This window comes from Betaproteobacteria bacterium (genome assembly GCA_016720925.1).
Classification (GTDB): Bacteria; Pseudomonadota; Gammaproteobacteria; order Burkholderiales; family Usitatibacteraceae; genus UKL13-2.
Genome location: JADKJR010000005.1, coordinates 224,421 through 244,934, shown reverse-complemented (window position 1 = coordinate 244,934; position 20,514 = coordinate 224,421). Strand labels below are relative to the sequence as shown.

The 20,514-nt window shown below is 56.1% G+C and carries 25 protein-coding genes; 13 read left to right on the top strand and 12 right to left on the bottom strand.

Annotated elements, in window-relative coordinates; translation table 11 throughout:
- Positions 1–67 precede the first annotated feature (67 nt).
- On the top strand, positions 68–1,111 hold the full coding sequence (tsaD, locus tag IPP88_09245; GenBank protein ID MBL0122899.1) for a tRNA (adenosine(37)-N6)-threonylcarbamoyltransferase complex transferase subunit TsaD: 1,044 nt from the start codon (positions 68–70) through the stop codon (positions 1,109–1,111).
- Between the two features lie 5 nt (positions 1,112–1,116).
- On the opposite strand, the gene IPP88_09240 is transcribed toward tsaD, so the two are convergent.
- From IPP88_09240 to gpmA, 5 genes are read right to left on the bottom strand one after another with little or no spacing between them, the layout of a single operon-like run.
- Positions 1,117–1,662, bottom strand: a complete 546-nt coding sequence (locus tag IPP88_09240; protein ID MBL0122898.1) for a DUF4124 domain-containing protein — start codon at positions 1,660–1,662, stop codon at positions 1,117–1,119.
- On the bottom strand, positions 1,643–2,431 hold the full coding sequence (locus IPP88_09235; protein MBL0122897.1) for a HesA/MoeB/ThiF family protein: 789 nt from the start codon (positions 2,429–2,431) through the stop codon (positions 1,643–1,645). The genes IPP88_09240 and IPP88_09235 overlap by 20 nt, the downstream gene beginning before the upstream one ends.
- Before the next feature lie 58 nt (positions 2,432–2,489).
- Positions 2,490–4,091, bottom strand: a complete 1,602-nt coding sequence (locus IPP88_09230) for a S41 family peptidase (GenBank protein ID MBL0122896.1) — start codon at positions 4,089–4,091, stop codon at positions 2,490–2,492.
- A 50-nt stretch (positions 4,092–4,141) separates the two neighbouring features.
- Complete coding sequence (locus IPP88_09225) at positions 4,142–5,386, bottom strand: peptidoglycan DD-metalloendopeptidase family protein (GenBank protein ID MBL0122895.1); 1,245 nt, start codon at positions 5,384–5,386, stop codon at positions 4,142–4,144.
- Between the two features lie 41 nt (positions 5,387–5,427).
- On the bottom strand, positions 5,428–6,192 hold the full coding sequence (gene gpmA / locus IPP88_09220; protein ID MBL0122894.1) for a 2,3-diphosphoglycerate-dependent phosphoglycerate mutase: 765 nt from the start codon (positions 6,190–6,192) through the stop codon (positions 5,428–5,430).
- 187 nt (positions 6,193–6,379) lie between these two features.
- On the opposite strand from gpmA, the gene IPP88_09215 reads away from it, so the two are divergent.
- From IPP88_09215 to IPP88_09165, 11 genes are all read left to right on the top strand, one after another.
- Complete coding sequence (locus IPP88_09215; protein ID MBL0122893.1) at positions 6,380–6,793, top strand: rhodanese-like domain-containing protein; 414 nt, start codon at positions 6,380–6,382, stop codon at positions 6,791–6,793.
- 5 nt (positions 6,794–6,798) lie between these two features.
- Positions 6,799–7,056 carry a glutaredoxin 3 gene (gene grxC / locus IPP88_09210; GenBank protein MBL0122892.1) on the top strand — a complete coding sequence of 86 codons (258 nt, stop codon included), beginning with the start codon at positions 6,799–6,801 and terminating at the stop codon, positions 7,054–7,056.
- 51 nt (positions 7,057–7,107) lie between these two features.
- Entirely contained in the window at positions 7,108–7,602 is a 495-nt protein-coding gene (gene secB / locus IPP88_09205; protein MBL0122891.1) for a protein-export chaperone SecB, read from the top strand.
- Between the two features lie 71 nt (positions 7,603–7,673).
- Entirely contained in the window at positions 7,674–8,162 is a 489-nt protein-coding gene (locus tag IPP88_09200; protein MBL0122890.1) for a hypothetical protein, read from the top strand.
- A gap of 15 nt (positions 8,163–8,177) precedes the next feature.
- Positions 8,178–9,161: an NAD(P)-dependent glycerol-3-phosphate dehydrogenase gene (locus IPP88_09195; GenBank protein ID MBL0122889.1), complete on the top strand. Its 984-nt coding sequence runs from the start codon at positions 8,178–8,180 to the stop codon at positions 9,159–9,161.
- A 48-nt stretch (positions 9,162–9,209) separates the two neighbouring features.
- Positions 9,210–10,220 carry an acetylglutamate kinase gene (gene argB / locus IPP88_09190; GenBank protein ID MBL0122888.1) on the top strand — a complete coding sequence of 337 codons (1,011 nt, stop codon included), beginning with the start codon at positions 9,210–9,212 and terminating at the stop codon, positions 10,218–10,220.
- A gap of 190 nt (positions 10,221–10,410) precedes the next feature.
- The gene (locus IPP88_09185; GenBank protein MBL0122887.1) at positions 10,411–10,938 is read left to right on the top strand and encodes a gamma carbonic anhydrase family protein; all 528 of its coding nucleotides are present in this window, start codon (positions 10,411–10,413) and stop codon (positions 10,936–10,938) included.
- Between the two features lie 80 nt (positions 10,939–11,018).
- Positions 11,019–12,143, top strand: coding sequence for a VanZ family protein (locus IPP88_09180; GenBank protein MBL0122886.1), 1,125 nt, complete (start codon positions 11,019–11,021; stop codon positions 12,141–12,143).
- Between the two features lie 32 nt (positions 12,144–12,175).
- Positions 12,176–12,484: a (2Fe-2S) ferredoxin domain-containing protein gene (locus IPP88_09175; GenBank protein ID MBL0122885.1), complete on the top strand. Its 309-nt coding sequence runs from the start codon at positions 12,176–12,178 to the stop codon at positions 12,482–12,484.
- A 10-nt stretch (positions 12,485–12,494) separates the two neighbouring features.
- On the top strand, positions 12,495–13,139 hold the full coding sequence (locus IPP88_09170) for an alpha/beta hydrolase (GenBank protein ID MBL0122884.1): 645 nt from the start codon (positions 12,495–12,497) through the stop codon (positions 13,137–13,139).
- A 133-nt stretch (positions 13,140–13,272) separates the two neighbouring features.
- The gene (locus tag IPP88_09165; GenBank protein MBL0122883.1) at positions 13,273–13,926 is read left to right on the top strand and encodes a Crp/Fnr family transcriptional regulator; all 654 of its coding nucleotides are present in this window, start codon (positions 13,273–13,275) and stop codon (positions 13,924–13,926) included.
- Positions 13,927–13,960: 34 nt separating this feature from the next.
- On the opposite strand, the gene IPP88_09160 is transcribed toward IPP88_09165, so the two are convergent.
- The 5 genes from IPP88_09160 to IPP88_09140 form a co-directional block, all read right to left on the bottom strand.
- Positions 13,961–14,569: a thioredoxin family protein gene (locus IPP88_09160; protein MBL0122882.1), complete on the bottom strand. Its 609-nt coding sequence runs from the start codon at positions 14,567–14,569 to the stop codon at positions 13,961–13,963.
- 151 nt (positions 14,570–14,720) lie between these two features.
- Entirely contained in the window at positions 14,721–15,935 is a 1,215-nt protein-coding gene (locus tag IPP88_09155; GenBank protein ID MBL0122881.1) for an NADP-dependent isocitrate dehydrogenase, read from the bottom strand.
- A gap of 442 nt (positions 15,936–16,377) precedes the next feature.
- A complete protein-coding gene (locus IPP88_09150; GenBank protein MBL0122880.1) occupies positions 16,378–17,148 on the bottom strand; it encodes a hypothetical protein in 771 nt (256 codons plus the stop codon).
- A gap of 55 nt (positions 17,149–17,203) precedes the next feature.
- Positions 17,204–17,569, bottom strand: coding sequence for a hypothetical protein (locus tag IPP88_09145; protein ID MBL0122879.1), 366 nt, complete (start codon positions 17,567–17,569; stop codon positions 17,204–17,206).
- Between the two features lie 908 nt (positions 17,570–18,477).
- Positions 18,478–18,993 (bottom strand): BON domain-containing protein, encoded by a 516-nt coding sequence (locus tag IPP88_09140; protein ID MBL0122878.1) that lies wholly within the window; start codon positions 18,991–18,993, stop codon positions 18,478–18,480.
- A gap of 285 nt (positions 18,994–19,278) precedes the next feature.
- Between IPP88_09140 and IPP88_09135 the strand changes: the two genes are divergently transcribed.
- On the top strand, positions 19,279–19,500 hold the full coding sequence (locus IPP88_09135) for an entericidin A/B family lipoprotein (protein ID MBL0122877.1): 222 nt from the start codon (positions 19,279–19,281) through the stop codon (positions 19,498–19,500).
- A gap of 75 nt (positions 19,501–19,575) precedes the next feature.
- Here IPP88_09135 and IPP88_09130 read toward each other — a convergent pair whose 3' ends face one another.
- Entirely contained in the window at positions 19,576–20,118 is a 543-nt protein-coding gene (locus IPP88_09130) for a hypothetical protein (GenBank protein MBL0122876.1), read from the bottom strand.
- A gap of 129 nt (positions 20,119–20,247) precedes the next feature.
- Positions 20,248–20,478, bottom strand: coding sequence for a CsbD family protein (locus tag IPP88_09125; GenBank protein ID MBL0122875.1), 231 nt, complete (start codon positions 20,476–20,478; stop codon positions 20,248–20,250).
- Positions 20,479–20,514: the final 36 nt, after the last annotated feature.

Sequence of the window (20,514 nt, the reverse complement as noted above, 5' to 3'; positions counted from 1 at the left end):
ATAATAACGACTTAGGCACTTTTTGCCAAGTGCGTCGATCTTCGCTTCGCCTACTCTAGTGCCCTCAATGCTGATCCTCGGTCTGGAAACATCGTGTGATGAAACCGGCGTCGCGCTCTACGATAGTGACGCGGGCCTATTGGCGCATCAGTTGTACTCCCAAGTCGAGATGCACGCCGCGTATGGCGGAGTCGTACCAGAGTTAGCGTCGCGCGATCATATCCAGCGGTTAATCCCGCTAATTCAAATTGCGCTTAATGAGAGCGGGCGCTCACTTAATGACATTGGTGCGATCGCTGTCACACAGGGTCCAGGGTTGGGTGGGGCACTGTTGGTTGGCGCCAGTTTGGCCGCCGGACTGGGGGCGGCGCTACAAAGGCCGGTGATACACGTTCACCATCTAGAGGGCCATCTTTTGTCACCTTTGTTGACCAAACCGCGGCCGGATTTTCCGTTCGTCGCACTGTTGGTATCAGGCGGGCACACCCAATTGATGGCGGTGGAAGGTGTCGGCAGGTATCGCTTGCTTGGAGAAACCGTCGACGATGCGGCCGGCGAGGCGTTCGACAAAACCGCCTCGTTGCTGGGGCTGAGCTATCCCGGTGGGCCTGCCTTGAGCAAACTGGCCGAGTCAGGGGATGCAGGCCGATACAAATTGCCACGTCCGATGCTTACCAGCGGCGACCTTGATTTCAGCTTCAGTGGACTTAAGACCGCGGTATTGACACTGAAAGCAAAACTCGCGAAGAGTGCCAACCTTGATGATCGATGCCGCGCTGATATCGCCGCTGGATTCCAAGCGGCCGCAGTCGATGTCCTGGTGGCAAAATCTCTTTCCGCATTGAAATCAACTGGCATGTCGCGGCTGGTCGTCTCCGGCGGAGTAGGTGCGAATCGGCGCTTGCGGGAGCATCTAAGTCGGCAGGCCGCGCAGCGAGGGGCAACGGTGTTTTATCCTCCGCTCGACTTGTGTACGGATAATGGCGCGATGATTGCGTTTGCCGCGGCGCTGCACATTCAGGCGGATCCGGGATTACTTGGCCGCCAACCTTCCTCGTTTAATATCAGACCGCGCTGGGCGCTATCGGAAGTTGAGCTCTCGAGTTCTTAAGCTTTTCAGGGGGAGCGCCGATAGTCTCGCTCGGCGGTCTCAACTTTATCCTCTGCCTTCTTTACGGCCTCTTCCAGCACAGAAATTCTAGCGTAATACGCCGGTTTGCGACTGACGGCATTGGCACCCGTTGCCGCACCGTTCTGCCCACGGCCGACAACGATCTGCACCTCGTCCTGCAATGGCGCACGCCCTTCTTCCAACGTGGCTTTGGCCGCCTCGAGTTCAACCTTGGCGGCATCAAGCGCTTCCCGTAGCGCGTTGCGCTGAATCTCGCGCTCACTGTCGCGGGATTTCATCTCGGGCGACTTCTGCAATACACCTTGCGGCGCATTTTTTGGCGCATCCATGATGTTTGCGGACGGGTCGCTATTCACTAACTGCGCAGTCTCGCCTTTCTTGGGCGCCTTGTCGGAATAGGTAACTTTTCCGTCCTTATCGGTATATTTCCACAAAGCCTGCGCATGTCCCTGTGTGGCAACTGCCAGTAATATGGCGCCAATCACAGCCATTGCTGCAGGCATCAGGCGCTCACGTCGTTGCATATTCATGCTCCTTGCTGGACGCGGTCTGTGCGGGCGAACAAACCACGCATTCCACATCACGTTTGAAATTTACGGATTGCCAGGTCATCGTGCGCGCGTCGAGCATGAGTAACCGGCCCATTAACGATTCTCCAATGTTTGCTACGAGGCGAATTGCTTCTGCTGCCTGCATCGTGCCGATGATGCCGACCAACGGCGCGAAGACACCCATGGTGGCACAACGTTCGTGTTCTGCATTCGTTTGATCCGGGAAAAGGCAATGGTAACAAGGGCTATTTTCCATGCGCAGATCGAAGCTGGTGATTTGTCCATCGAATCGAATGGCTGCACCTGAAACCAGCGGCTTTCGGTGCCGAACGCAGGCTTGATTGATGGCATGTCGTGTCGCAAAGTTATCCGAGCAGTCAAGCACCACATGCGCCCCCGCCACGTGCTGTTCCAGCGTGTTGCCAGTCAGCCTTTCCGGAATCACTTCGACAGCGATTTCCGAGTTAATTGCCTTGATGCCAGCTGCCGCAGACTTGGCCTTATTCTGACCGATCGTCTCCTCACGATGGATGATCTGGCGCTGCAAATTGGTGAGGTCCACGATGTCGCCATCGGCGATGCTGATATGCGCTACGCCTGCCGATGCGAGATATAGCAGCGCTGCCGAGCCCAAGCCACCAGCACCAATGACCAGCGCGCGGGATTCCGCCAGCTTCTGCTGCCCTTCCACGCCGAACTCGTTTAGCAGGATATGTCGGCTGTACCGCAGGAGGTCATTGTCGTTCAAAGGCACCACCTCACCTCGTGTCCCCACAGAAGGCGGCGACAGCAGCGCCACGGCATGATCACTTCTTGGGTTCGATTGCCTTTGGCACGGCCTTCGTCACCGCATTGCCTGCGTTGGCGACGAGTGCACGCGGACTCGACGCAACTGGCAGCCCCTTCAATTGATTGAGTGCCTGCTGAAGGACAAAGTCGATTGGCTTTCCATCGCTGCCATTTAGCGCGGTGTATTCAACCGGCTTCTGTTCAGCCTCTGGGGCCGAAGATTTTGAGCCCTTTATAACAGCGGCATTGACACTCGCGCCGGCTGTTTTGCCGTCCGCGCCAGGAAGGCCGCTGATTGGCATGTTCTTCAGGTTCTTGTCCGGCGGAACAATGTCCGGTGGCATGTTTAGCTTTTCCAACTTTGTTTTCAACGCGTCAGCTGCTTTCTTTTCGTCGTCACCCACCAAGTGACGCTCAAGATCGGCTTCTCGCATGGACATACGCTGCGACCCATCATCCACGGCAACGTCTGGCGCAATACCCTTGGCCTGTATTGAACGGCCATTGGGCGTGTAGTACCGCGCCGTCGTCAGCTTGATTGCACTATTGTTCCCCAGAGGCAGAATCGTCTGGACTGAGCCTTTGCCGAAAGTTTGCGAACCCATCACGCTCGCGCGCTTGTGATCCTGCAGCGCACCCGCAACGATTTCCGACGCTGACGCCGTACCGTTGTTCACGAGCACGATCAGCGGTACATTCTTGATGGACAATGGCAGCTTTGCAAGATAGTCCTCGCGACTCGCATTACGCAGATAATTTTCCTTGCGCGCATGCAGTCGCATCTTTGCGTCCTCAACACGACCGTCGGTGTACACCACTAGTGCGTCCTTTGGCAGGAAAGCGGCGGACACCGCAACGGCGGCATTGAGCAATCCACCCGGATCGTTGCGCAAATCAAGTATCAGACCCTTGAGGCTGCCACCATTTTGTTTGTACACATCATTGACTGCGCGGACCAGTTTTTCACCGGTTGCCTCTTCAAATTGGGTAAGGCGAATTACTGCATATCCGGGGTCCAGAGTGCGCGAACGTACGCTCTGAATTTCAATCTTGGCTCGCTTGACGTTGAACACCAATTCCTTGGCTTCGCCGCGACGCAGGATTGTCAGGACGGCTTCGGTTCCAGCCTCGCCGCGCATGCGCTTGACCGCCTCCGTCAATGAAAGCCCTCGCAAACTGGTCTCATCGACTTTAATGATGAAGTCACCGGATTTGATTCCCGCCCGATATGCAGGGGTATCATCAATGGGTGAAATGACCTTGACAAAACCATCTTCCACGCCCACTTCGATACCAAGGCCACCGAACGTGCCGGTAGTGGTGGTTTGCATTTCTTTGTAGGCGTCTGCATCAAGAAACGCCGAATGCGGATCCAGGCCCGTCAACATGCCGTTGATGGCTTCCTTGATCAGCCGCTTGTCGTCCACCGCTTCAACGTAGTCGCTCTTGATGCGTCCGAACACCTCCGACAGCATGCGAACTTCCTCGATAGGCAGGTTTAGCGTCGTGCTTTGCCGCTCGGCCACGGCCGAAAAATTGAGGCTGAGCAGCACCCCGGCAATACCACCCATGCCGACCAGTCCCGCCGCTTTCATACGATTGCTCAACGTGTTGCTCATCCTGACCTCAATGGTTTACATGCTTGCCAACGAAAAACGCACGGCACCGCCTATTTTCCGACCCACCTCATCGGGTCAAATGGCTTGCCTTCATGGCGTAATTCAAAATATACACCCGATTCCAAAGCGCCGCCCGAAGAGCCGACGGACGCGACGGTTTCACCGCTTTGCGTCGCATCACCGACATTTTTCAGCAGGCTTTCGTTGTTGCCATACAAACTCATGTAGCCACTGCCGTGATCGACAATCAGCAAATTGCCAAATCCCCGCAGCCAATCCGCGTACACCACCTGCCCATCGGCGACGGCATGCACGGCATGCCCGTTATCAGCCTTGATGAACAGACCTTTCCATGTTACGCCGCCATCCTCCCTTGGGCTGCCAAAGCGTCCCCGAAGTTCCCCTCGCACCGGCAACTTTAATTTGCCCTTCAATGTCTGAAAGGCGCGCCCTGCGAATGAGCCATCGGCCACGTTTTCAACGGCCTCACCTTTGCGCGGAATGCCGCCCGGCTTGCCGTCGTTCCGTCGTTCCTCGCGATTCCTGGCAATAGCTTTGGCCAGTTGTTCGATCAACTTGCCCAAGCGATCTTCATCCCGTTTAAGGCGCCCGATCTCGCGGCGTCCCTTGGATATGTCTGCCTTGATACGTACAAACATCTTTTGCCTTGCCAGGCGTTCAGCCTGCAGTGTGCCGCGGGCCTTCCGCTGTTCGTTTGCGTTGGCCGCCAGATCTTGCTGCTTCTGACGGGTCGCAAGCTCAAGCTCTGCCAGGCTGGCGGCGCTTTTTCTCAGCCGGCCGATCAGCACCGCACGCATTTTTGAGACATAGCCGAAATAGTGCATCTGCCGCTCGACCTCCGAGACATCCTTGCCCTCAAGCAGAAGGCGAAGTCCGTCGGTGTTGCCATGCATGTACTGGTGACGAACCATGCGATCAAGCAACTCCTGTTGCTGTGCCGCATCCGCGCGTATGCCCTCGATGCGCCGATTCAGGTCTGCCAGGCTTTGCGAAATCTGTGCTTGCTCGAGGCCCAACGCCACCAGATTTCGATTTACCTCGCTGATTGCTTTTTCCGAGGTTTTTAGTGCGTCCGCCGCTTCGGAACGCGATTCTTCGCTTTTGACGAGATCGCTTTGGAGCTTTTGGATGCGTTCACGCAGTTGTCGCAGTTCCTGCTGCTTGTCTGCTTGCGCGACGCCGGATACAAAGGCGAGCGCAAACGCAAGGGTCGCCCCGATCTTCCGGATCGAAACATTGCCCTGCTGCACGTCGATTGGTTTGATATCAGCCATTCCGGCGGCGGGAAATATTCATCCCGACATGCCGATGACGCTCAAGTTTTGCCTGCCACACCTGACGCGCGCCCCTGGGCGGCCACGGCCGCCTGTGCTTTCGCAACTTCTGCCTGATCTCCCAGGTAGTAACTGCGCATCGGTTTGAGTTCGTCGGTCAGCTCATACACGAGCGGCACCGCCGTCGGAATATTGAGTCCCACAATTTGTTCGTCCGAAACATGATCGAGGTGCTTGATGAGTGCGCGCAGACTGTTCCCATGCGCCGCGACGATGACATTCCGGCCGGCGCGAATCTGCGGCGCAATTTCCATTTGCCAATAGGGCACGACGCGGTTAACCGTATCCTTGAGGCATTCGGTCAATGGTAATTCTTCCGGCAGCAGCGATGCATATCGCAAGTCTTTTGAGGGATGGCGGTCGTCGTCAGTGGACAAGGCCGGAGGTGGAACATCGTAGCTTCGCCGCCAGGCAAGAACTTGTTGTTCACCAAACTTGGCGGCGGTTTCGGCTTTGTTGAGGCCCTGCAGGGCTCCATAGTGCCGCTCGTTGAGACGCCAATGCTTGACCACCGGGATCCAGCGCCGGTCGAGCTCCTCCTGTGCGATCCATAGCGTGCGGATGGCGCGAGTCAACAGAGAGGTGTAGGCCAGATCAAAGTCCAGCCGTTCCTGTTTGAGCAGCCGCCCTGCATGGATGGCCTCTTGAATACCTTTTTCAGTCAAATCAATATCTGTCCAGCCGGTGAAGCGGTTGTCCAGATTCCAGGCGCTTTCGCCGTGGCGCATCAAAACGAGTTTTTTCATGGGATAAGTGCTTAGGGGTTGATTTCAAGGAATTTATCCCGCATTTCTTCGCTGGGTGGAAATTGCGGAAAAACGGGGATTTTGCGACAACTTGTTGGTAAAATATCAGGTTTTCGACGAACGCTTTATGCGGCGCCATTTCCTGCGCCGCCGTTCACAATCTTCGCCACTTTCAGAATTGCGGTTCATGTACGAATTCATTTCACAAAATATCATGCTGGTGCTGCTATTCATCCTGAGTGGCGTGATGCTGGTCTGGCCGACAATCGGCAAAATGATGGGCGGCTCACGGGAAATCGGTACATTGGAAGCAACGCGCCTCATGAACACCGGCAATGCGCTGGTACTTGATGTTCGGGACAATAGTGAGTTTAACGGGGGACGCATCCCCAAATCGAAGAATATTCCGCTCGCGGAAATCGATAAGCGCCTGGACGAGATCAACAAGTTCAAAGACAAGCCGGTAATTGTTACCTGCCGAACCACCAATCGCTCGGGTTCGGCGGCGCGCCTCCTGAAGCAGCGCGGATTTGCGGACGTCTATCAACTTGCCGGTGGCTTCGGTGCATGGCAGCAGGCCAGCCTGCCGGTCGAAAAATAACTACCATGGCCAAAGTCACCATGTACTCGACAGGGGTGTGCCCGTACTGCCAGATGGCCGAGCGATTGCTTGCATCGAAAGGCGTGACGGACATCGAGAAAATTCGCATTGACCTCGATCCGGTGAAGCGCGATGAAATGATGGAGAAGACCGGCCGCCGTACCGTGCCACAGATTTACATTGGCGAAAAACATGTGGGCGGTTTTGATGACCTGTCAGCGCTGGACCGGGCAGGCGGCCTCGTCCCTTTGTTGGCCGCATAGTTTCTTGAATCACCCGTTACCAGTTAGAAGAAAACTTACCAAGGAAAAGAGATGACTGACGCAACCGAACAGAACCAGCCCGTTTATTCCATCGAAAAAATATACGTTAAAGACCTGTCGCTGGAAATTCCCAATGCGCCGCAGATTTTCCTGGAGCGTGAAGCGCCGAACGTCGATGTGCAACTTCACCATACTTCGATGAAAGTCGATGAAGGCGTGTTCCAGACCGAACTGACGCTGACGGTTACCGCAAAGATAGGCGAAAAAACCATGTTCCTGGTCGAAGCCAATCAGGCCGGCATTTTCGCGATTCGCAATGTGCCGGATTCCGACCTTGATCCGATTCTCGGAATTGGCAATCCGAACATCCTGTACCCGTATGTTCGTGAGACGGTGTCTGATGCCATCGTACGCGCCGGTTTCCCGCCCGTATTGCTGAACCCGGTGAATTTTGAAGCGCTCTATCAGGCGCAAAAACAGCACGAGGCGCAGCAAGCCGCCGGAGCCCCGGCGACGCCTGCCGTTGCGCCTGCCGTTACGCACTAGGTTGACAAATTCGGCCCGCGTATCAGGCTGATTCGCTGCAATTGATGCACAATATCGTCATGAGCACATTCATGACAATTCGAAGCGCCGCCACATGCTTGGCGGCGTTTTGTTTGGTACCAACGGAGATGTTTGCCCAGGCGCCCGTCATGCCGCCGCCAGTGGCAGCCACGGCTGCCGCGCTCTATATCGCCATTGGGGACAAGCCTGCGATCCTCTATGACGGTCTCTCCAATAAAGCCGACAAGATATTCGTGCTGTCGCGCCACTATCCGCTGGAAGTACTCGTCAAACTGGATAAATGGACCAAGGTCCGCGATGCGGACGGCGCCATTGGCTGGGTGGAAAATGGGGCGCTCGGCGACAGGCGCTACGTGCAGGTCACGGCAAAATCCGCCGAAATTCGCGCGAAACCTTCCCTCGCTGCGTTAGTGGTATTTGAAGCGCAACGCAGCGTTCTGCTGGAATTGACCGGCCCCGCTGCCGATGGCTGGATACCCGTCCGTCATCGCGATGGCCAGAGTGGGTTTGTGCGCAGCGTTCAAGTCTGGGGCGGCTGACGTGGTGCGCGTGCGGTGAAGATTGCTGTGCTGGGGGCTGGCGCGTGGGGTACGGCATTGGCCATTTCATTTTCCGGCCGGCATGCCGTATCGCTTTGGGGCCGTGATCCCGCGCAGTTGGAGGTGCTCGCGCGTGAACGCCGCAATCGCCGCTATCTCCCCGATGTGGCGCTACCCGAAACTCTGAATATCGTCCCACAATTGGCGGCGGCGTTATCGGGCGTGGATCTCGTCCTGATTGTCACTCCCACGGGTAGCCTGACAGAAGTATTGACTCTCGCGAAACCCGCCCATGCACCGATTCTGTGGGCATGCAAGGGTTTTGACAGGGCGAGCGGAAAACTTCCCCATGAGATCGTCGCCGAACTGATGCCGCCGGGTACCCTGTATGGCGCGCTAAGCGGCCCAAGTTTCGCGTTGGAAGTCGCCCGGGGCCTGCCGTGTGCGCTGACGCTGGCCGCGAATGATTTCGCCTTTGCGCAAAGCATGGCAGCAGAACTGAATGGCCCGGCGTTGCGAATTTACTCGAGCGATGACCTGATAGGTGTTGAACTGGGCGGTGCGCTCAAGAATGTGATGGCGATTGCGGCCGGCATTTGTGACGGGATGAAACTTGGGACGAATGCGCGCGCCGCGCTTATCACGCGCGGACTTGCCGAGATGGTGCGACTCGGTGTGGCAATGGGCGGCAAGGCGGAAACCTTCATGGGGCTGACCGGGCTGGGCGACCTTGTACTCACGGCGACCGGCGATCTTTCACGCAATCGCACGGTGGGCATCAAACTCGCGGAAGGCAAGACGCTCGATGTCATTCTCGCCGAACTCGGCCATGTCGCCGAGGGCGTGAACTCCGCGCAGACCGCGCTGAAGCTTGCGGTGTCGCATCAAGTCGACATGCCGATCACCGCTGCCGTGAATGCGGTATTGTTTGAAAACGCCAACCCGCGCGAAACCGTCAAGCGCCTGCTATCGCGTGAAGCCCGTACCGAAGTTCGCTAGATTCATTAAGAAAAACTTCTCCACATTTTCCCAAGGAGCCTCCACATCATGCCCAAAAAATCCGTTGCCAAATCGGCGGCCAAAACCCCCAAGGAATCGAAGCCTCCCGCTGCGGCCAGGAAGGCCGTCGCGCACGCGGCCGCGGCGATCGCGCATCCGCGGTTGTCGGCCGCACAGAAAGCTGACGTACTGGTCGAGGCGCTGCCGTATATCCAGCGTTTCTGGGATAAAAACATCGTCATCAAGTACGGTGGCAACGCGATGACGGAGACATCGTTGCAGGAAGATTTCGCCGAAGACATCACGCTCCTGAAACTGATTGGCATGAACCCGGTCGTGGTACACGGCGGCGGGCCGCAGATCAACCGTATCCTCGAGAAAATCGGCAAGCAGGGACAATTCATTCAGGGAATGCGTGTCACTGACGACGAAACGCTCGACGTCGTGGAAATGGTGCTGGGTGGACTGGTCAATCAGGAAATCGTTACCCTCATCAACAAGGCGGGCGGCAAGGCGGTCGGCCTGACGGGCAAGGACGGCAACTTCATCCACGCCCGCAAGATGACCATTCCATCGAAGGAAGACAAGCGCAAGAAAATTGACCTTGGCCTTGTTGGCGAGGTCGTGAAGATCGATACCGGCATCATCGACCTGCTCGATACCGAAGATTTCATTCCGGTTATTGCCCCGCTCGGCGTTGACGAGAAGGGGACGGCATACAACATCAATGCCGATATTGTCGCGGGCAAAATAGCGATCGCATTGCAGGCCGAAAAACTCATCCTGCTTACCAACACCGCGGGTGTGCTGGACAAAAAAGGCAAGATCCTCACCGGCCTGACGGCGGCCAAGGTGGCCGAACTCATTGCGGATGGCACCATTTCCGGCGGAATGTTGCCGAAAGTGGATTGCGCGCTCGATGCCGTGAAGAATGGCGTGAAGACGGCACATATCATCGATGGTCGTGTACCACATGCATTGCTGCTGGAGGTGCTGACCAGCGAAGGTGTTGGCACGTTGATTCGCGGCGCAAGTGCGAATCGCGGGCAGGGCCGGTAGCAGAAATATTCAATAAAAGGTGAAACTCTAGCATCGGCGGGCTTTACAGGCGATAAATGCCTGAAGAGGCGCGCCAGTGCTTGCGTTTACATATTCCTATTTTTGATATGCCAGGTGAGATGTCAATTCTCTGGCTAAGGCTAGCGCGGTCCGCAACGAAGTACCAGATTCGTTATTGTTTGAGGAAAACATGATTTATTCTCTTGGCGCCTTCACGCCGCAACTCCAGGGCAACAATTACATCGCCGCCAATGCGGCGGTGGTGGGAAACGTGGTGCTGGGCAAAAATACCAGCGTCTGGTGGAGCGTGGTAATTCGCGGTGATAACGACCGCATCACACTGGGTGAAAACGTCAACATCCAGGATGGTTCGGTATTGCACTCGGATGAAGGCGTACCGCTGCTGCTGGAAAATGACGTGAGCGTCGGCCATTTGGCGATGTTGCATGGCTGTACGGTGAAAGAAGGCTCGCTCATCGGCATCAAAGCCGTCGTGCTGAATCGCGCCGTCATTGGCCGCGAATGCCTGATCGGCGCGAATTCCCTGGTTCCCGAAGGCAAAGTGATCCCCGATCGTTCATTGGTGCTCGGTTCGCCGGGCCGGGTCATCCGCCAGCTTCAGGACGATGAAGTAAAAATGATCCGCTGGATATCGCAACATTACGTCGCGAACGCCGAGCGCTATCTGCGCGAGCTGAAACCAGCAGACGCTTGGTGATCGCTTGACCACGGCTTAATCACGGCATAGCCACCGCTAAACTTCCGCCCGGCAACCGAGAATTGGGCGACAATTTCAACATGTCGTCACCGATCATTGGCAATGTATCCGCCACAGAACCCTCGATAGCCAACGCCGGGAACCGGGTCGGCCGCGGAGCGTTGGCCGTATACACGATGGCCATCATCTATGCCAGCCTGAATCCCTTTTTCGGCTGGCGAACACCAGAGTCGTTCGGCCTGTTTGTATGGCCACGTTACCTGAACGGGTTCGACGTGGCGCTGAATGTACTTGCCTATCTGCCCTTTGGCGGCATGCTCGCGGCGATGCAAATGCGTACACCGCGCTGGCGTGACCGAACCGATGAACCCCTCAGGGTCCTGGCATGGACCGTCCTTGCGGGGTTTGTGTTATCGGCCACGATGGAGAGCCTGCAGACGATGTTGCCCGTACGCGTGGCATCACCGCTGGATCTCATCGCCAATGCCGCCGGTACATTTATGGGTGCCAGCATTCTGGTCAGCCGATGGGGGCGGGCGCAATTGGCCAGGGTCTTGCGCTGGCGGTATCGTCACTTTGCGCGAGGTGACGCATGCAGTTGGGGCCTGCTGCTGCTCGGGGCGTGGTTTTTTGCACAATTGAATCCGGTCATCCCATTTTTTGAAGCAGGTCACATTGCAAATCCATTCGACGTGGCAACCGCGCAGACGCCATATGATCCACTGATACTGTTGCCACAGGCCGTGGGGATTACCCTGAATGTATGTGGATTTGCGCTCTTCCTGTCGTTATGGCTTCAGCCCGGCAAACGCGTGATCCTGAACGTGGTGCTGATTCTTGCGCTGGGCTTGTTTACCAAGGTGTCCACCGCATCGTTGATGTTGAAAGCGCCGCAAATGGTAGGTTGGCTGGCGCCGGCCACGGTGATCGGACTCAGTGGTGGATTGTTACTTTTCGCCTATTTTTCACGCCTGGGCTATCGATGGCGGGCTTTTTGCGCGACGCTATTCATTTTCGCCGGCGGACTGATGGCGAAGATGACGAGCATTTACGGTGCCTTCGATGAAACAATGCGATTGCTCAACTGGCCGCATGGACACTTGATCAGTTTTGCCAGCCTGACGCGCTGGATCCACGAAATCTGGCCACTCCTTGCATTTCTGCTGGCGGCATGGATTTTCGTGAAACACCGCGAATCCCAATAGATAATGTTGACTTCCCCTTTTTGGAAACGATGATGGGCTACTACAAGCACCACGTATTTTTTTGTGTGAATCAGCGCAAAGACGGAAGCCAATGCTGCAATCAGCACGACGCGGAAGGTGTGCGCGGATATGCAAAAGATTGCATCAAGAAACTGAAGATGAATGGACAAGGAAAGGTGCGTATCAATTCATCCGGCTGTCTCGATCGATGTTCGGAGGGGCCGGTAATAGTGGTGTATCCCGATGATGTCTGGTACACCTATGTCGACAAGACTGATATCGACGAGATCGTCTCCGAACACTTGCAGAATGGCCGCATAGTTGAACGGCTGAAAATATAATCTCTCGATAATGACACGTCCCGTGCACGTTTCAAAATCCCTGATTGCCGGCAGCGCAGGCACCATCGAAGTCGCAGCAAATATTCCGGAGGCGGCCAGATTGTGTGCCGTCGCGGTGGTCGCCCATCCGCATCCCCTGTTTGGGGGCACCATGGACAACAAGGTTGTCACCAGCATGGCACGCGCATGCACGGACGCCGGTGCGGCGACATGGCGGTTCAATTTTCGCGGTGTCGGCAGGACTGAGGGTACGCATGATGAGGGGCGTGGCGAGACTGACGACATGCTGATGGTCATCCGGCATGCGTGCGCGCTCAATCCCGGGCTGCCTTTGTGGCTCTCCGGGTTTTCCTTTGGCGGCGCGATAACGCTCGCCGCCAGCGCGGGAGTCAAGGCGGTGGAGATGATCCTCGTGGCACCGTCGCTCAAGCGCATTACCCAGTGGCAAGACCCGCCCGCGAGCGGCACCATACCAGAAAGTACGTTGATTATTCATGGCGAACAGGACGACACCGTTCCACTGATCGACTCACTCGACTGGGCGCGTCCGCGTAATATCCCTGTCGTGGTGGTGCCTGGTGCGGATCATTTTTTTCATCAGCGACTGCATATCATCAAACAAATCGCGGCACGCTGGCTGCCCGGCACAAAATGACGGCGTGACCAGGCAATAGTGTGAGCAAGTTCACAGTTTGGCCCGCTTGCCTGCTTCATACTAAATGTCGTAATTCCCGCTTGTTGTCGAACAAGTCCGTCGAACATTCCGTCGAACGAATCCTCAAGGCCCCGTGCTAAACGTCATTCCCCTGTTCAGCAATCTCACGCCCGCGCAACTTGACCGCATTGGCGCGCACATGACCATGCGTACGGTCGAGAAGGGAGAAATAATACTTCGCCAGGATGAAGTTGCCGAAACCATTTTTATCATCCTCGCCGGCCAGGTAAAGGTCTACCTGACCGATATGCCGGATACGGACCGGGAAGTCATTGTGAGCACCCTTGGAGCAGGCGAATTCTTCGGCGAGATTTCGATGTTCGATATGCGGCCGCGTACCGCCAACGTGGAAGCGCTGGAGCGCACGCATTTGCATACCCTGTCCTACGAGAGTTTTGCGAAAGCCATTGAACAATCGCCTGACGTTGCGCGCAAGGTAATGGCCAGCATGGCTGCGCGTCTGCGGCATGCTGACCGCCAGATCGGGACGCTCGCGCTGATGAATATCTCCAGCCGTGTCTCACGCACGTTGCTGGAGTTGGCCATCATGTCCCACGGTCATCGCGTCGTGGGCAAACAATTCACGCAGAAGGATCTGGCCGGCATGATTGGTGCCTCACGAGAAATGGTCAACCGTACCTTGAAGTCGCTAACCGAACAGGGTTACATCGCGGTACAGCGCAAGTCCATCACGATCCTGAATGAGAATCTTCCGGTGGGGTATTAGTGTCGGATGCAATACCGTCCCTTGCTTCGCCATGTCAGCGGTACTTGACACTGCATCCGTATGGCTGGGTCGTTGCCGTTGAAACTGGTTTTCCGGCTTTCGATTCGTCCACGGCGGCAACCAGGTAATTCCGCGCGGTTTTAATGTCGTCGATACTCGTGGAGCGTTTGTCGTCGATGGCGCCTGCGTAGACCAGCATGCCCGCCGGATTGATCACATACATGTGCGGCGTGGTCTTGGCGGCGTACTCCATTCCGGTCTTGCCGTCGGCGTCAATCAGGTAGGCATCGGGTGAGGCTTTTTTTTCAGCCAGATAGCGCTTGAGTTTGTCGGCGCTTTCGTAGTCCTGATGGCCGGGATGCGTGGAGTTTATCGACAACCACACTATGTCCTGGCCGTCATATTTGCTTTGCAAACCAGGCATGTTTCCGCTGTCGTAGTGCTTCATCACGAAGGGACAATGCGGGTTGTGCCATTCCAGAACCACGTGCTTGCCCCTGAAATCAGCCAGTTTCACCTGCTTCCCATTGAGATCGGCCATTGTGAAAGCCGGGGCGGGTTGTCCAACCGATGCAGCGGCGAAGGCAACGCTTGAAGATGCGGCCAGCACGGTGAGTATTGCCGTCAAAATTTGCCTTTTCATACTGCGCTCCCGATGATTTTGTTGAACCAGATTCGAATACGCTTCGAATCGCCCAAACGAAAATAGTTTCCGTCATTTCATCCTTTTCAATGAAAACGGCTTTGCGAATTTCTCCACAAAGCCGTCCACGGGTCTTCAAGCAACGATACGTTTAATGCATGCGGCCCTTGAGCTCGGAATCGACTGCCCCGAGAAACTCTTCGGTCGTAAGGTACGGGTGATCAGGACGAATCAGAATTGCCAAATCCTTGGTCATCCGGCCCGATTCCACAACATCCACGCAGACCTTCTCCAGCAACTCGGCAAATTTCACCACTTCCGGCGTGCTGTCCATCTTGCCGCGGAAAATCAGGCCGCGCGTCCAAGCGTAGATGGACGCGATCGGATTGGTCGAGGTCGGTTTTCCCTGCTGATGCATGCGGTAGTGCCGCGTGACAGTGCCGTGTGCCGCCTCGGCTTCCACGGTCTTGCCGTCCGGCGACATCAATACCGACGTCATCAGGCCCAGCGATCCGTAGCCTTGCGCAACGGTATCGGATTGCACATCACCGTCATAATTCTTGCAGGCCCACAAGTAGCCACCGGTCCACTTCATGTTGGCGGCGACCATGTCGTCGATCAGGCGATGTTCATACGTCAATTTGGCGGCTTCATATTTGCCGGCGAATTCCGCGTCGTAGATTTCCTGGAAAAGATTCTTGAAACGGCCGTCGTACACTTTCAGGATAGTGTTCTTGGTCGAAAGATAAACCGAATAGTTGCGTTCGAGGCCGTAGGTCAGGCAGGCACGGGCAAAGCCCTTGATGGAGTCATCAAGGTTATACATCGCCAAAGCAATTCCGGCGCCGGGTGACTTGAACACTTCGCGCTCAATGGACGGGCTGCCGTCTGCCGGCTTGAATGACATTGTCAGGGTGCCTGGACCGGGGAATTGAAAATCGGTGGCGCGATACTGGTCGCCAAACCCATGACGGGCCACGACAACGGGCTTGTCCCAGTGGCTTACCAGTCGCGGCACGTTTTTGCAAATAATCGGCTCACGGAAAATCGTGCCATCGAGAATGTTGCGGATGGTACCGTTCGGGCTTTTCCACATCTGCTTCAGATTGAATTCCTTGACGCGCGCCTCATCGGGAGTGATGGTCGCGCATTTCACCGCGACGCCATATTTCAAGGTCGCCATCGCCGAATCGACAGTCACTTTATCGTCGGTCGCGTCGCGATGCTCCATGCCCAGGTCGAAATATTTGAGATCGACGTCGAGGTACGGAAGGATGAGTTTTTCACGAATCATCTGCCAGATGATGCGGGTCATCTCGTCGCCGTCCATTTCAACAATGGGGTTTTTGACTTTGATTTTGGCCATGGAGAATCCTGTGGGAAGAAAGAGGTGGAAGAGGTGGAGCAGGTTGCGGCGGTGCAGCAAACTCAAATTATAGCAAAGTGGGAAACGTCGGGATATGTGTGGGGAATACGAAAGTCCAATGCTGGCGCGGAGTTTCAGGCTTTTTTGGCCGGAGAGGCGCGCGCAGAATAGGGTTTTTGGTGGCGCGCTATCGGCAATCAGAACAGGCCGAAATCGCAAGGATGGATCGCGATTTCGCTTGCTCGCTTGTCTGATCGGAATGGCAGGAATGGCGGGAAGGGTAGTGAACCCGGTACTTCATTTGCCGGGGAAGCGCTGATCCAAATGGCGGATGGTCAGCGGTTCGGGGCGAAAAATGTCGGCGAAATCGGGTCGCGAATGGCTGGGCAATTGCCGATTTCCATGAATCTCTGCCCGGCCTTGGCAAATACGACAGGCTTGGCTAGAACGCCTCTCGCATGATGTTCTTGAAGTTCAAGACTCCGTCGACAGTGTACGTAAAGTCCGCCTGATCGTAGCTGTTGAAAGTGAGCGTACCGCTGCCCACTTCGGCAACAGTGAGGGAAGACATCGGCCCCACGCCACTGTTGGGGGCCGCGCGGGTTGCAAAGATCCAGCCGCTATATCGGTTCGGTGTTTGCCAGCTACCCATTTGCAGGGTGTACCAAGTCGGCTTGCCCGTTGCGTCGTATACAAACCAGGCGGCAAATAGCGTATTACGTTTGGCGTGCAGGCTGATGCCCCAGCCTGATTCAGCCGGGTTCCACCACAGGTCGGTGAAGTCATATGCGGGGAAACCGGACATGCGGGCAGGGATGTCTTCAGCGACAGTAAATTGTGCCGTACCCACAGGCGAGAACATCGCCGTCTTGCGATCCAGGAATAGTACGTCAACGGTGTAACTGCCTTGCGGAAATCTGCCGAGGACCACATCGGCAGAAGTCGTGGAAACGTCGTCCGCGGGCGGCGCGGGGCCGGCGTCGGGCGCATTGTCGAATGAACGCATTGTCACGGTCAATTTGTTGTTCACCATCGTCACTGACTCGCGTCCGAGCGCAAATGGGGTTACCGTCGTCACACGAAGCCTGGCCACGGTGTCGCGGCTCAAAAGGGTTTGCGGCAACACGGAAAGCTGTTGTGCCATGCTGCCAATTGCCGGTGTAATCAACGCCCCAAACAGAATGAGGCAGCGGATTTGTCTAGTCAGGTTCATGGTTGGTTCCAGTCCCATTAAGTATTGATGACATCATAAATTTGGATTTCGATCGCTAACCGCGAACGCAAGCCTGCAAGAGCTCCCGGCCGCGAAAAAGCAACTTCGCCTGCGCCATCTCACGGTCGTACGTTGCTCGCACCTCCGCAGCGCACACGAGGCGATCACCGTCGCTGGCCTGGGCGCACTCGCGCAGTGCCTCCTTGAAAGCGCCACCGGCTTCGCGGATGGCGGTCTGATACTTTTGTGGGGGTTTAACGTCCGCGACCGCCCCTTTTTCCAGCGATTCTTCATCGTTCGTGGATGGGCTCGCAGGCGCGCTCGCGGGTGCGGCGTGCGCGATGCTGGTCGCCGCCAAAAGCGCCATCACCAGCAGGGCGGCGGGAATATTCCGTGCTTGACTTGAAGCAAAACGATTCATGGTTGCACCTTTTTCAGGGTGGAAAACACCGGTAACACCTTTGCGTTGGCGAAGCCGATTGCGCATGATGCTATTTCCGCATTTTTCGCTTGCCGAATCTGTGGGGTGAACACCGAGATGCGTGTAGGCACTCGCCTACTATTGACTGGGGAAAAATCGGGAAGGGCCCATCATTGAACCTCCGTTCGCGACAGCGTTTGTGAACGCGCTGGAATTTCTGAACTTCCCTTTAATCGGACCGGGTAGATCCGCGCATGATGTCCAGCAAACCTGTACGCACGATGCCACTCCGTGCCAGGGCCCCACAAAATGACCAATCCGGATCAGCAAGGCATCAATACCATCGCGCGCATGGCCGCTCTTGCAGATGGTGATAACAGTGTTCGCGGCGACGCGGAAGTAAGGTGCGGTGGCGGCGCTGACCACAGCGGAAATGAAAGGCCCCGCCCATAAACTCGCCGTGGTGTGTGACGCCGATGGCGTGCAGGATGATGCCGAGTGCGCTTTCTGGGCAATTTGCGCACCAAGCTCGCGCTCAGCCCGTCCGCCGCGGTAGGGGGGACGGCCTGGCCACCAACGCCGAAGAGCTCGCTGACGCCCCCTGTTTCGGGACTTCTTCGGTTTGAGCCCGCCGTACTCGTCAGTACCTTGAGCGCCGAAGTACAGTACAGAGTGATCCTGAACTACGCCATCATTAATAGCGCCCTGGCCAGGCGCGGCTGCACGTGCAGCCATAAAATTCAGCGGCCGTACTAAGAAAATTCGAACACCAAGTTGCCAGGAGAAGCGAAAAGCACGCAGGGCAAATATCTGGCTGCGATGCGTGAGAAGGCACGTGCATTCTATGTTGCGCAGATACAAGAAGGATTGCGGCGATGGTGCGATCAATGCGCAGCCGGCACTGCGCGCTAGGTGCCACTTACTTTCAGCAGGTTGACGACCTTGGTCAGGCCGACGATGTGACTGGCAATTCCTTCGGCGCGCTGTTTGCGAATGTCTGTGGATACTTCCCCCTTCAGCGTTACTTCAGCCTTGACGGTGTTGACCTCAATACCGAGCGCGCTCAGTCCGGGATCCTTCAGCAGGTCAGCCTTGATGGATGCCGTAATGGCCGAATCGTCAACAATCGTACCGACCTGGTCAACCTTGGTGAAAACCGCGTTGCCGGCTTTGTCGAAGGCCGCGCCAGTACTACTGGAAATCGACTCACCCACGCCCGCGACGGCAGCACCAGCCTGATCCACCTTTTTTTCAACCTTGTCGCCCGCGGCGACGATGCTGGCGTTGGTCTTGTCGATGGCGCTATCGAGCTTCTGCCCGACGGTCTGGCCTGACTCCGTGTATTTACTGCAACCCGAGGCGATCAGGAAAGCTCCGAGGATCATTGCAACGATTGCCGAACGGGGATGAAAACAGCTATTCATGATCTGCTCCTGACAGTGTGTTGAGGCATTTGCGTTGAGACGATGTGTCGAGACGCTACATTGCGCCAGTATGCATGGCGGTACGTTCACGCGTAATGGCCACAGAGCCGATTCGTGCGTAGGACGAATCCGCTACTTGACCCGCCTGGATGTCGGCGTTTGCCTGACAGACGGTTGGGATATGCACTGATAGGACGCATCCGCGCACCGATGCAATATAAGGGGCAAGTTCGCAACCCCCCTTTGTCAACCCTCTTTATCAATCACACAGATCGGAGAACTACCATGAAGAAGCTCATCCTCACCTTGGCTACCCTGTGCAGCCTTGCCAGCATTGCCGTATTCACCACCGGCTGCAACACCATGGAAGGCGCGGGCAAGGATATCGAACGCGCGGGAGAAAAATCGAAAGCAGTGCACAGAAACACAAATAAGCATCCATGGCGATTTGGATCCAGGCCGCGCATCGTCGCGGCTTTTTACGGCCCGAATGCGTGGTGGCCATAAAAAAATGGCGAGCCCCCAAGGGCTCGCCAAAGATGAGGCCGATTAAGGCCTCACAGGGAGACAAACTGGCCGGAACTACTTGTTGAAACGCAATTTCGCGTCTTTCACGCAAGATTCCTTGGTATCGCCACTGAAGGTGTCGCACTTTTCAATGGCGACCTTGTAGTTGGCAGTACTCTTTGCGTCGGATGCGTCGGCGCGGGCTTCGCTGATTTTTGTACCGGCCTTGGCATCTGCCTGGGCACGGACTTCAACCGCTTTCGCTTCCTTGATGCAGACATCCTTGGCATTGCCGGCGAGGGCATCGCACTTGGTCTTGGCGAGATCGTATTCGGCGGTCGCGACATCTTTGCGACCGTCATATATTGCCTTCGGGGTGTTCTTGAATTCGCCGTCGGTTTTCGCGACGGCGTAAGCCATTTGAACCTTGGCTTCGGCGACGCACACGTCCTTGGCATTGCCGGCCAGCGACGCGCAGGCGGCTTTCGCGTTCTTGTATGACATTTCGGCGCTTTGTGTGGCGGCCTTGTGTTCTTCCTTGGTGATGGCGGCATATGCGGTCATACCGGTCGCGCAGAGCGCGATGGCGAGCAGGGTGTTGACGGGTTTCATGTTCATGAGATTTCCTTAAATTGGGGGATGTACAAACAGATCGTGCAAATGTGTTGCACGTTCTGAAAAGAGCGTTTGTGCAGCCGGCCTCGGCACGATACGGCCAAAATGACCGGCGGCTATATTACGAATTGCTTAATGCTTGGACGGCCGCTCAGGATTGGCCGACTTGTGATCCTTCGCCCAGCGGTCGAGTTCCTCTTCGGTACGTTCCTTGGTGTAGCCGTATTGTTCCTGGATCGTGCCAACGAGTTGGTCACGCTTGCCGGCGATGACATCGAGCTGATCGTCAGTGAGCTTGCCCCACTGTTCTTTCACTTTGCCCTTCATTTGTTTCCAGTTGCCTTCGATTTGATCCCAGTTCATGGCAGACTCCTTTGGTAAGTGTGTAAGTGGGCTTTT